This window comes from Atlantibacter sp. (assembly GCF_032062175.1).
Lineage (GTDB): Bacteria > Pseudomonadota > Gammaproteobacteria > Enterobacterales > Enterobacteriaceae > Atlantibacter.
The window spans coordinates 37,182-49,685 of the sequence record NZ_DAMBQK010000021.1 but is presented as its reverse complement, the minus strand read 5'-3'; the positions used below and the strand labels follow the sequence as shown (position 1 = coordinate 49,685).

The 12,504-nt window shown below is 57.2% G+C and carries 10 protein-coding genes; 4 read left to right on the top strand and 6 right to left on the bottom strand.

What is annotated here, in order from left to right; all coding sequences use genetic code 11:
- Window positions 1-77 precede the first annotated feature (77 nt).
- Window positions 78-641 (top strand): DNA endonuclease SmrA, encoded by a 564-nt coding sequence (gene smrA, locus RT120_RS16925; RefSeq protein ID WP_312984412.1) that lies wholly within the window; start codon window positions 78-80, stop codon window positions 639-641.
- A 7-nt stretch (window positions 642-648) separates the two neighbouring features.
- Here smrA and narI read toward each other — a convergent pair whose 3' ends face one another.
- The 6 genes from narI to RT120_RS16895 form a co-directional block, all read right to left on the bottom strand.
- A complete protein-coding gene (gene narI / locus RT120_RS16920; RefSeq protein ID WP_312984409.1) occupies window positions 649-1,329 on the bottom strand; it encodes a respiratory nitrate reductase subunit gamma in 681 nt (226 codons plus the stop codon).
- Window positions 1,326-2,021, bottom strand: coding sequence for a nitrate reductase molybdenum cofactor assembly chaperone (gene narJ / locus RT120_RS16915; protein ID WP_312984407.1), 696 nt, complete (start codon window positions 2,019-2,021; stop codon window positions 1,326-1,328). Before narJ ends, narI begins: the two co-directional genes overlap by 4 nt.
- A complete protein-coding gene (gene narH, locus RT120_RS16910) occupies window positions 2,021-3,565 on the bottom strand; it encodes a nitrate reductase subunit beta (protein WP_312984405.1) in 1,545 nt (514 codons plus the stop codon). Before narH ends, narJ begins: the two co-directional genes overlap by 1 nt.
- The gene (locus RT120_RS16905; RefSeq protein WP_312984403.1) at window positions 3,562-7,302 is read right to left on the bottom strand and encodes a nitrate reductase subunit alpha; all 3,741 of its coding nucleotides are present in this window, start codon (window positions 7,300-7,302) and stop codon (window positions 3,562-3,564) included. The genes narH and RT120_RS16905 overlap by 4 nt, the downstream gene beginning before the upstream one ends.
- Window positions 7,303-7,355: 53 nt before the next feature.
- Window positions 7,356-8,744, bottom strand: a complete 1,389-nt coding sequence (locus tag RT120_RS16900; RefSeq protein ID WP_312984401.1) for a NarK family nitrate/nitrite MFS transporter — start codon at window positions 8,742-8,744, stop codon at window positions 7,356-7,358.
- A gap of 284 nt (window positions 8,745-9,028) precedes the next feature.
- Window positions 9,029-9,613, bottom strand: coding sequence for a TetR family transcriptional regulator (locus tag RT120_RS16895; protein ID WP_312984399.1), 585 nt, complete (start codon window positions 9,611-9,613; stop codon window positions 9,029-9,031).
- A 117-nt stretch (window positions 9,614-9,730) separates the two neighbouring features.
- On the opposite strand from RT120_RS16895, the gene RT120_RS16890 reads away from it, so the two are divergent.
- The 3 genes from RT120_RS16890 to RT120_RS16880 all read left to right on the top strand — a co-directional run bounded on the left by RT120_RS16890 (window position 9,731) and on the right by RT120_RS16880 (window position 12,196).
- Complete coding sequence (locus tag RT120_RS16890; protein WP_312984397.1) at window positions 9,731-11,224, top strand: SmvA family efflux MFS transporter; 1,494 nt, start codon at window positions 9,731-9,733, stop codon at window positions 11,222-11,224.
- 45 nt (window positions 11,225-11,269) lie between these two features.
- Entirely contained in the window at window positions 11,270-11,716 is a 447-nt protein-coding gene (locus tag RT120_RS16885) for a hypothetical protein (protein ID WP_312984395.1), read from the top strand.
- 63 nt (window positions 11,717-11,779) lie between these two features.
- Complete coding sequence (locus tag RT120_RS16880; RefSeq protein ID WP_312984484.1) at window positions 11,780-12,196, top strand: helix-turn-helix domain-containing protein; 417 nt, start codon at window positions 11,780-11,782, stop codon at window positions 12,194-12,196.
- The last annotated feature ends 308 nt before the right edge of the window (window positions 12,197-12,504 follow it).

Here is a 12,504-nt window from a genome sequence, read left to right as displayed (position 1 = left end):
ATTGCGTTTAGCCGTCTTGAGACCCGCAGCAAGGGCGGCTATAGTGTTGGGCCTGCAAGACATCCGGAGGCCTGCACATGAAACCTGAGGACAAATCACTTTTTCTTGAGGCCATGGATGATGTTAAACCGCTGAAGAACGCCTCTTGTACCACCTGGCAAAAACCGAAGCCGGGCCGCGTTGCCGCGCCGGTAGACGTGCTGCAACTGGATAACTTTTTAACCACCGGCTATCTGGACATCATTCCGCTCAATCAGCCGCTGGAATTTAAGCGCGAAGGGGTCCAGCAGGGCGTGCTCGATAAACTGCGCCAGGGCAAATATCCCCAGCAGGCCAACCTGAATCTGCTGCGTATGCCGGTTGAACAGTGCCGACAAAAGCTGTTTGCCTTTATCCACCAGGCAAAACAGCAGGGGATCCGCAATGTACTGATCGTGCACGGCAAGGGGCGGGAAGAGAAATCCCACGCCAATATCGTGCGCAGCTATCTGGCGCGTTGGTTAGGGGAGTTCGAAGAGGTACAGGCGTTTTGTGCCGCGCTGCCCCATCATGGCGGCAGCGGAGCTTGCTACGTTGCGCTGAAAAAATCAGATGCCCAGCGGCTGGATAACTGGGAACGCCACGCCAAACGCAGCCGCTGAGACGAGGTTAGCGCCGGGATTTCACAATCTGGTAGCGCCGGGTGAAGTATTCCACCGGCGCGCTCCACATATGCACCAGACGGGTGAACGGGAACAGCAGGAACAACGTCATCCCCAGCACCAGATGCACCCGGTAAACGAACGCCACCCCGTCAAGATAGGTCGCCGCGCCGCCCTGGAAGGTGACTACCGCCTGCGCCCAGTCCACCAGCTTCAGCATCTCGCTGCCATCCATAAACTGCGCGGAGAACGGAATGGTTAACAGGCCCAGCGCGCACTGGATCATCAGCAACGCGAGGATCAGAATATCCGCCGTACTGGAACTGGCCCGCACGCGCGTGTTGGTCAGCCGCCGGTATAACAGCATTAGCCCGCCCACCAGCGTCAGTACCCCGCAAATCCCGCCGAGCCACATCGCCATTAACTGCTTGGTCGCCATCGGCAAAAACCACGCATAGGCCCAGTGCGGCGTCAGCATCCCGAACAAGTGCCCGAAGAAGATGCCGATGATCCCGATGTGAAACAGGTTAGACGCCAGCGTCATGCCTTTTTTATCCAGCATCTGGCTGGAGCCTGCGCGCCAGGTGTACTGTCCGTAGTCGTAGCGCAGCCAACTGCCGAGGATAAACACCGTCCCGCACAGGTACGGATAGATGTCATAAAAGAAGAAGTTCAGATAGTTGATCATTTGGGACCTCCGGCACTGATATCCAGATACTGAGGCGTGACGTTGTCACTAAAACGCCGTTGATGCTGCTGTTGCGGTGATGCATCGGTACTGCAACCCTGGTCGTCGATAAACTTCACCTGCTCCTCTTCCCAGATGGCATCCAGCGCCTGGGGCGTATCGTCACGGGCTTCTTTGGTCACCTGAGTGGCGACGCTGTCGCTGCGGTACTGGCTGCCGGCAATCGCCAACAGCGCATCGAACAACTGGCTGTACGGCGACTGGCGCTGTTTCAGCCGCCCGCCCAGCAGCGCGAGGATCGGCGCCACGTCGTTCAGCCCCTGGCGCGCGTCCTGTTCGGGCTGGATGCTGAGATATTCCAGATACAGCGGCAGCCAGTCCGGCAGTTCACGGCTGTCCAGTTGCAGGCCTGCTTTCTCATACTGGGCCATTAAATCGACCATCGCCTGGCCGCGATCCCGCGATTCGGCGTGGACGTGTTCGAACAACAACAAAGACGTGGCGCGGCCCCGGTCGAACAGTTCGCACCATTCCGCCTGCTTGTCGATCAGTGGGGCGGCGAAAAACTGTTCGGCAAAGGCCATCGCCTTCGGCGCGTCCTGCGCCACGGCGGCGCGTAACTCCTCCGCCGCGTCCCACAGCTCCTCGTTGGGGTACTCCATCAGCAGGGCGATAATTTTTAAGCTTTGCATTATTCACCCTCCGCTTTATCGCGAATCTCGGTGATGTTGATGGCGTCGATACGGCTGCTGTTAAACAGGTTGAATTTACTGTCCGAACCCTTACAGCCGTCGCCAAAGGTAAAGCCGCAGCCGTTACGCTCCGGGAACGCGTCGCGGGCCATTTCCCGGTGACTGGTGGGGATCACGAAGCGGTCTTCATAGTTGGCGATCGCCAGATAGCGATACATCTCCTGCACCTGGGCTTCGCTGAGGCCCACTTCGTCGATGGCGCGGGTATCGGTCACGCCTTCCACGGTTTGCGAACGCATATAGTGGCGCATCGCCATCATTCGTTTCAGGGCGCGCAGTACCGGGGCCGGGTCGCCCGCGCTCAGCATATTCGCCAGGTACTGCACCGGAATACGCAGGCTTTCCACCGCCGGTAATACCGAATCGGTGCGCGGCAGGCCGCCCGCATCCGCCACCGACTGGATCGGCGACAACGGCGGCACGTACCAGACCATCGGCAGGGTGCGGTATTCCGGGTGTAGCGGCAGCGCCAGCTTCCAGTCCATCGCCAGTTTGTACACCGGGGATTTCTGAGCCGCGTCGATCACGTTGGCCGGAATGCCCTGTTTCAGCGCCTCTTCAATCACGTTCGGGTCGTTAGGGTTTAAGAACACGTCGCACTGGCGCTCGTACAGGTCAGTTTGATGTTCGGTGCTGGCGGCTTCGAGAATACGATCCGCGTCGTACAGCACCACGCCGAGATAGCGAATGCGCCCGACGCAGGTTTCCGAGCACACCGTCGGCTGGCCGGATTCAATACGCGGATAGCAGAGAATGCATTTTTCTGACTTGCCGCTCTTCCAGTTAAAGTAGATTTTCTTGTACGGGCAGCCGCTGATGCACAGCCGCCAGCCACGGCATTTGTCCTGGTCGATCAGCACAATGCCGTCTTCCTCGCGCTTATAAATCGCGCCGCTCGGGCAGGTCGCCACGCAACTGGGGTTAAGGCAGTGCTCGCACAGGCGCGGCAGATACATCATGAAGGTGTTTTCGAACTGGCCGTACATCTCGGTCTGCATGGCTTCGAAGTTTTTATCCGCCTGGCGTTTGCTGAATTCGCCACCCAGCAGCTCCTCCCAGTTCGGACCCCATTCCACTTTTTCCATACGCTTGCCGGTAAGCAGCGAACGCGGGCGGGCGGTGGGGACGTGTTTGCCTTCCGGCGCGTTATGCAGATGCTGATAGTCGAAGCTGAACGGTTCGTAATAATCGTCGATGGACGGCAGTACCGGGTTGGCGAAAATTTTCGACATCACCCCCAGCTTGCCGCCCAGGCGCGGCACCAGCCGACCGCTAATTTTGCGGATCCAGCCGCCTTCCCAGCGGTCCTGGTCTTCCCAGTTTTTGGGATACCCAATGCCCGGCTTGGTTTCGACGTTGTTAAACCACGCGTATTCCATGCCCTCGCGCCCGGTCCAGACGTTTTTACAGGTCACCGAACAGGTGTGGCAGCCGATGCACTTATCCAGATTCATGACCATACCGACTTGTGAACGGATTTTCATTTCGCGGCCTCCTGTACCTGATTGTTACCTTCGTCATCCAGCCAGTCGATGTTGCGCATCTTGCGGATCAGGATGAATTCATCGCGGTTAGAACCCACGGTGCCGTAGTAGTTGAAGCTGTACGCCAGTTGGGCGTAGCCGCCAATCATATGGGTTGGTTTCGGGCAGACGCGGGTCACCGAGTTGTGGATGCCGCCGCGCATACCGGTCACCTCCGAACCTGGGATGTTCATCAGGCGCTCCTGGGCGTGGTACATCATGGTCATGCCCGGCGGGACGCGCTGGCTGACCACCGCGCGGGCGGTAAGCGCGCCGTTGGCGTTAAAGGCTTCGATCCAGTCGTTATCGGCGATGCCTAACTCTCTGGCATCGGTTTCGCTGATCCAGACAATCGGCCCGCCGCGCGACAGGGTCAGCATCAGCAGGTTTTCGCTGTAGGTCGAGTGGATGCCCCATTTCTGATGCGGCGTCAGGAAGTTAAGCGCTTTTTCCGGGAACCCGTTAGACGGCACCTCGCGCATGGCGCTGACGCTGCGGGTATCTACCGGCGGGCGGTAGGTCACCAGGCTTTCCCCGAAGGCGCGCATCCACTGGTGATCCTGATACAGTTGCTGGCGGCCCGACAGGGTGCGCCAGGGGATCAGCTCGTGAACGTTGGTGTAACCGGCGTTATAGGAGACATGTTCGTCTTCCAGCCCGGACCAGGTGGGGCTGGAGATGATTTTGCGCGGCTGGGCCACGATATCGCGAAAACGAATTTTCTCGTCTTCTTTCGGTAGCGCCAGATGGGCATGCTCGCGCCCGGTGAACTTGCTCAACGCTTCCCAGGCTTTCACCGCCACCTGGCCGTTGGTTTCCGGCGCGAGTGCTAGGATCACTTCCGAGGCGTCAATGGCGCTGTCAATTTTCGGGCGTCCGGCGGCGGGCCCGTCGGTTTTACGGTAGTTGAGTTTGCCGAGCAGTTCGACTTCGCTCTCGGTATTCCAGCTAATGCCTTTCCCGCCGTTACCGAGTTTGTCCATCAGCGGGCCGAGTGAGGTAAAGCGTTCCCAGGTGGCGGGGTAATCGCGCTCCAGCACCACAATGTTCGGCGCGGTTTTGCCGGGTATAAGGTCACATTCGCCTTTGCGCCAGTCGAGGATCTCAAACGGTTGGGCCAGTTCTGCCGGAGAGTCGTGCTGCAACGGTTGCAGCACCACGTCGGTCTCTTTACCCAGATGCCCGACGCACACCGCCGAAAACGCGTTGGCGATGCCCTTGTAAATTTCCCAGTCGCTTTTCGATTCCCAGGCCGGGTCTACTGCGGCGGAAAGCGGGTGAATAAACGGATGCATATCCGAGGTATTCATATCGTCCTTTTCGTACCAGGTGGCGGTGGGCAGCACGATATCCGAGAACAGGCAGGTGCTGGACATGCGGAAGTCGAGCGTCACCAGCAGATCCAGCTTGCCCTCAATCGCGCCGCCTTGCCATTCCACTTCTTCCGGCTTCACGTCGTCGGTGCTGCCTAAATCCTCGCCCTGGATCCCGCTTTCGGTGCCCAGCAGATAGCGCAGCATGTACTCGTGGCCTTTACCGGACGAGCCCAGCAGATTTGAGCGCCAGATAAACATATTGCGCGGGTGGTTCTGCCCGTTGTCCGGCTGTTCGCAGGCGAAGCGCACATCGCCGGATTTTAGCGACTGCACGGTGTAATCGATGGGCGACATCCCGGCCTCTTTGGCGCGGGCGGCCAGGTGCAGCGGATTGACCCCCAACTGCGGCGCGGACGGCAGCCAGCCCATGCGCTCGGCGCGCACGTTAAAGTCGATCAGATGGCCGGTAAATTTAGACGGGTCCGCCAGCGGCGACAGCAGCTCCTGAGCGGTGAGTTTTTCATAGCGCCACTGGCTGGCGTGGTTATAGAAAAACGAGGTGCTGTTCATCTGGCGCGGCGGGCGGTTCCAGTCTAGGGCGAACGCCAGCGGCATCCAGCCGGTTTGCGGGCGCAATTTCTCCTGGCCCACATAGTGCGCCCAGCCGCCGCCGGTTTGCCCGACGCAGCCGCAGAACACCAGAATATTGATCATTCCCCGGTAGTTCATGTCCATGTGATACCAGTGGTTGACCCCCGCGCCGAGAATAATCATCGAGCGACCGTGGGTTTTCAGCGCGGTATCGGCGAACTCGTGGGCGATCTGTTCAATATGCTGACGCGGCACGCCGCAAATCTGCTCGGCCCAGGCCGGGGTGTAAGGTTTGATCTCATTGAAGTCGCTGGCGCAATGCGCATCGTCCAGCCCGCGATCGAGACCGTAGTTCGCCAGAATCAGGTCGTAAACGCTGACCACCCGGCCTTCACTGCCGTCCGCCAGGATCAGGGTTTTGACCGGCAGCTTGTGCAGCATAATCGGGTCGTGTTTAACATGGCGGAAGTGCGGGTTCTCCTGGCCGCCGAAGTAGGGGAACGCGACGTCATCTACCGCGTCATGCCGCCCCAGCAGGCTCAGTTCCAGCTCGGTTTCCACGCCTGCCGCCAGGCTTTCCAGGTTCCATTTGCCCTGTTCGCCCCAGCGAAAGCCAATCGAACCGTTCGGCACCACCAGATCCCCGGCGCGGTTAACCGCCACGGTTTTCCATTCCGGATTGTTGGCCTGGCCGAGCCCGTCCAGCAGATCGCTGGCGCGCAGCATCCGGCCCGGCGCGAAGTAGCCTTCGGCGCGCGGCTCCAGCAGCACCAGCATCGGCATATCGGTATAGCGGCGGCAGTAGTTGATAAAGTAGTCGCCGGGATTATCGAGATGGAACTGGCGCAAAATCACATGGCCCATTGCCATCGCCAGCGCGCTGTCGGTGCCCTGTTTTGGGGCCAGCCACTGGTCGCACAGCTTCGCCACTTCGGAGTAGTCAGGGGTGATGGCGATGGTTTTGGTGCCTTTGTAGCGCACTTCGGTAAAAAAGTGCGCGTCCGGGCTGCGGGTCTGCGGGACGTTAGAACCCCAGGCGATGATATAACTGGAGTTGTACCAGTCGGCGGATTCGGGTACGTCAGTCTGTTCGCCCCAGGTCATCGGCGAGGCGGGCGGCAAATCGCAGTACCAGTCATAAAAGCTCAGGCAGGTGCCGCCAATCAGCGACAGATAGCGGGTGCCCGCCGCGTAGGAGACCATCGACATCGCCGGGATCGGCGAGAAACCGGCCACCCGGTCCGGCCCGTAGGTTTTGATGGTCCAGACGTTGGCGGCGGCAATCAACTGGTTCAGCTCCTGCCAGTTGGAGCGGATAAACCCGCCGCGCCCGCGCACTTTCTTGTAGCTCTGGGTTTTTTCCGGGTCGGCCATAATTGACGCCCAGGCTTCCACCGGGTCGCTGTTGTGGGTCAGCGCCTCGCGCCATAGCTCGATCAGGCGTTTACGCACCAGCGGATACTTCAGCCGGTTGGCGCTGTACAGATACCAGGAATAACTGGCACCGCGCGGGCAGCCACGCGGTTCGTGGTTGGGCAAATCAGGGCGGGTGCGCGGGTAGTCGGTCTGCTGGGTTTCCCAGGTTACCAGGCCGTTTTTGACGTAAATTTTCCAGCTACAGGAGCCGGTACAGTTCACGCCGTGCGTGGAGCGCACCACCTTATCGTATTGCCAGCGCTGGCGGTAACTGTCCTCCCAGTCACGGTTAGTGTGCATCACCTGCCCGTGGTCGTCGGCGAAGGTGTCGCCTTTGAGTTTGAAATAGCGAAATCGGTCGAGAAGTTTGCTCATTGCTTTCTCCTGACAGGAAGGGTCCTTCCTGAATGACATTGCCGAATCGATAGTTATTTTTTTCCACGTTGCGGGCGGCCATACACCAGCCAGGTCACCAGCACACAAACGATGTAGAACACCAGGAACACTTTCATTGCGCCCACCGGCGAGCCGGTCATTTCCAGCGACGTGCCGAAGGCTTTTGGAATAAAGAAACCGCCCACCGCGCCGATGGCGGAGATAAAGCCCAGCGCGGCGGCGGTGTCGGTGACGGCTTCCTGTTGCGCCTGCTGCTCGCTACCGCCCTTGAGCTTCACCCGGTAAATAGTGATGCGCCGGAAAATCACCGCGATCATCTGAAAGGTTGAGCCGCTGCCTAAACCGGCAGTGAGAAACAGCCCCATAAACACCAGATAAAACGCCACGAAGCTGCCCGAGCCGCTGCCCGGCAGGGTCAGGAACAGCAGGGCGCTGAAGATAGCCATAAAGATGAAGTTAATCAGCGTCACCCGCACGCCGCCGAAGCGGTCAGAGATCATGCCGCCCGCTGAGCGGGCCAGCGCGCCGATAAACGGGCCGAAAAACGCCAACTTGAGGATGTTGACGTCCGGAAACTGGGTTTTCGCCAGCATCGCAAAGCCCGCCGAAAAGCCGATAAACGAGCCGAAGGTCGCCAGATACAGCAGGCTGAGCAGCCACAGGTGCGCGCGCTTCAGGACCGGTAACTGTGAGCGAATTGACGCCTTCGAGCTGGCGATATCGTTCATGCCGAACCAGGCGGCGACGGTCGCGACCAGCAGCAGCGGTGCCCAGATCCACGCGGCGTTAGCCAGCCATAACGAGGAGCCGTCCGGCTGCTCGACGCCGTGGACGCCCAGAAAGACAAACATCGGCAGGGTGATCACCAGCGGGGAGACCATCTGCATCACGCTGACGCCCAAATTGCCCATGCCGCCGTTAATGCCCAGCGCGCTACCCTGGCGGGCTTTGGGGAAGAAGAAACTGATATTGCCCATGCTGGAAGCGAAGTTGGCACCGGCGAAGCCGCACAGCAATGCAATAATCATAAATACTTCAAACGGAGTAGCCGGGTTTTGAATGGCTAAGCCGAGCCAGATGCAGGGAATAATCAGGATCACGGTGCTTAACACCGTCCAGTATCGGCCACCGAACACCGGCACCATAAAGGAGTAGGGCACCCGTAAAATAGCGCCGGATAATGACGGCAGCGCGGTTAATAAAAAAAGCTGATCGGTAGTAAAATTAAATCCCACTTTATTGAGATTGACCGCTACGGCGCTAAATAACATCCAGACGCAGAAAGCTAATAATAAGCAGGCGACGGATATCACTAAATTACGCCGCGCAATGGCCTTGCCTTTATTGTTCCAGAATGCGTCGTTTTCCGGTTTCCAGTCTTTTAAAAGATGGCTATTGGTTTTTGCAGTTGTGGGTAACATGATCGCCCCTTGCCTGTATCGGTATTAGAAACAAAAGGTTACGGCGGAGAAGTGCGCATCCGTTTGAAATTAAAGCGACAAAATTGAGCGGGTGAACAAAACAAGAATAGATAAAAAAGTACCAGAGACGCGCTACGGAGAGGATTAACCGCTTGGTTAATTGTTACTAATTGTAATAATTGCCCGCGTAGCGGTGAATGTTATAGATAACCATTAATAAGGTCATAAAAAGTAATAGTGACGCAATTCACAATTATTCCGCGTGCGCCTTTTATATTTAAATTTTATGACGCAGGCATTAATTCATTATTAATCACAATATCAACGTGACGGCGAAAGGCGTCATCATCCATGCCGGATAAACCGAGTTTGACAATTCCATCCAGCCCGCTGACAAAGGCGATAATTCGCCAGGCAATATTTTCCGCACTGTCGCGAAGTTGAAATTCATTCTCATTTGCCCCGTGAGAAATAATGAGTGTGGTCGCGTCGTGCCACATTTCCATTGATATTATCCACGCCTGTTTCATTTCTGCTTCGCGCCGGGCGAGGGCCTCCGCTTCGCCAAACAGTCGCAGATACCTCTCGATATCGGGGTTATCAAATCCCAGCGTCCAGTTGAGTTTTGCACGCCAGGTCGACAGCGGCGGGGCGCTTTCCAGATCCAGCGACTGACGGCTGAGGCGCAAAAATGTCTCGGCCTTCAACGCCATCGACGAGGCGAAATGGTGATGCACCTGGCCTGCGGCAATCCCGGCTTCACTGGCGATGCGGCGCACCGTCATGGCGGAAAGCCCCTCGGAAAGCGCCACGCGCATCGCCGCTTCCATCACGTTCTCCCGACGATCTTCCCGGTTCATATAACGCATATCTGGCTCCTCTGTGGCGGACCGTCAGTGTATCAAAAAAGTTGGACGCGCGTTCAAATTTCCGTAGAATCGCAAATCTGGACAACCGTCCAAGTTAGTTTGAAGAGTGATAAGCGTATGTTTCGTAAGTGGTATACCTTAGCTATTTTGGTGTTGATCTATATTCCCGTCGCCATTGACGCCACGGTACTGCACGTCGCTGTGCCGTCATTAACCCTGGCGCTGGGGGCGTCCGGCAACGAGCTGCTGTGGATTATCGATATCTATTCGCTGGTGATGGCTGGCATGGTGCTGCCGATGGGCGCGCTGGGCGACCGCATCGGCTATAAGCGCCTGACGCTGATCGGTAGCGCCCTGTTTGGCGTGGCGTCGCTGGCGGCGGCGTTCTCAACCCAGGCCAGTGAGCTGATTGCCGCGCGGGCGTTGCTGGCGGTGGGCGCGGCGATGATCGTTCCCGCAACGCTGGCGGGCATTCGCGGCACCTTTAATGATGAGCGCGAGCGCGGCATCGCGCTGGGGATTTGGGTCGCCGTCGGCTCCGGCGGCGCGGCATTTGGTCCGCTGGTGGGCGGTATGTTGCTTGAGCACTATTACTGGGGCTCGGTGTTCCTGATCAACCTGCCGATTATCGCGCTGGTGCTGCTGTTCACCACCTTGTGCATTCCGCGTCAGCCGGTACAGCGTTCGCAAACCTTGAATTTAACCCAGGCGCTGATGCTGATCGCCGCTATTCTGCTGCTGGTATTTGCGGCAAAAACCAGCCTCAAAGCGAACAGCAATATCCTGCTGGTGCTGGGGGCGTTAATCAGCGGTGCGCTCTTATTGGCGCTGTTTATCCGCAGCCAGCTACGCACCCGCGCGCCGATGATCGACCTGACGCTGTTCACTCATCGCATTATCTTAACCGGCGTGCTGATGGCGCTGACCGCGATGATCACCCTGGTCGGGTTCGAACTGCTGATGGCGCAGGAACTGCAATTCGTCCACGGCTTTACGCCGCTGGAGGCCGGGCTGTTTATGCTGCCGCTGATGCTGGCCTGTAGCTTTAGCGGCCCGGCGGCGGGTGCGCTGGTCGGGCGCTTTGGCTTGCGTAACGTTGCGACGCTCGGCATGGCATTAAGCGCGTTGAGTTTCTATGGACTGGCCATGACCGACATAGCCAACCAGCGCGCCGTCGCCTGGGGCTGGATGATTTTGCTGGGGTTGAGCGCCGCTACCGCGCTGTTGGCGTCTACCGCCGCGATTATGTCGGCGGCCCCGAAAGAAAAAGCTACCGCGGCCGGGGCGATTGAAACCATGGCCTATGAGCTGGGCGCGGGCATGGGCATCGCCATTTTCGGCATGATTTTAAGCCATTCGTTTAGCGGTTCGATTGACCTGCCAGCAGAATTGCCCGCCACGCTGATGGCCCAGGCCAGCGCGTCTATCAACGAGGCGCTGCTGGTGGCTCAACAGCTCAGTCCGGCACTGGGCGAGCAGGTGGTCAATGCGGCGAACGTGGCGTTTAAAGAATCGCACAGCGCGGTGTTGTCGGTGGCCAGCGGGATGCTGCTGGTACTGACGGCGGGGGTGTGGTTTGCGCTAAGGCCGGTGAAGAGATTGACAGCCTGAAATTGATCATTAAGTATGACTATTCACTTATAGCGGGGCTAAAAAATGCGCGAAATAATGAATATCCTGTCAGCGGCTTTACCCTTGATGGTGTTATTCATTCTGGTAAGGCTGTTTTTCAGGGCGGTGCGACATCCAAAACGCATCATTACAGAAAAAAACGGCCTGAAAAAAATTTCCACCAACCCCTCGATTTTTCGGGGGGCTTCGCACAAAGACTATTATTACGACAGCGACTATTTATATGAAGTTAAAAACGACGTTACCTGTACAATTCCACTGAGTGAAATTATTCAAATAAAGCCGGGATTTACCAAAATAAATAACCGGCAAAACTGGTTGGTTAGCTATCTTAACCACGGCGAGAAAAAGCACGTTGAGTTTTTCAATAACTTAACGATTTTTAACCACAATTTCTCTGGTTTTTTGTCGGCGGTTAAACAAGCAAATCCTGAAGCTGAAATCAAATCGCTATCGTTTTTCAATCTCTGAATAGCGGGAAAACGGGCTGTCTATGTAACGCTCAGAACCAACGAATGCCCCGTCGTCAGGACCCTGGAGTCGATTGGCGAGCGCTGGTGTTTAATGATTATTCGTGAAGCGTTTGATGATGTATGCAGATTCAGCGAGTTCCAGAAGAACCTGGGTCTGGCGAAAAATATTCTGGCCGCACGTCTCAAGCATCTGGTGGAAATCGGCGTGTTTGACGTTTGCCCGGCGTCTGATGGCAGCGCTTACAAGGAATACATCCTGACCGAAAGGGGCCGCTCGGTGTTTCCGATCGTGGTCGCCATGCGGCAGTGGGGCGAACGCTATATGTTTGAAAAGGGCGAGATACACTCGGTGTTGCTCGATAAGTTGAATGGCGAGCCGTTGCCAGCGTTAGAAGTTTGCTCATCGCAAGGGGCCAGGCTTGAGCCCGCAGATTGTTATCGTCAGCGCGTGGTGGCTGGGATGAGGGGAGAGGAATGATTTTTTGCGTGGGAGTCGAGAAAGGTCATCAGAGATAGGGGCTGCTTCGTGCCAAAAGTGGACGTTGCCAACCCCACCGGGTATTAATCAATGGGGGGCAGGTCAGCATTACAAACCGAGAATCTGGAATAGTGCTGTTGCAGCCGCAGACAATGCCGCAAATGAATTGCTCGCACCAGATGCAGACCCTCGCTACTCTTCAAAGAATCCACACAAAAAAACCCAAGTCCGTTAGAAAATCATTACGATATAAAATAAAAAGTCTCTCTTTCAGACCCCAAAGAGACGCTGCATACGCAAGGCTGCCA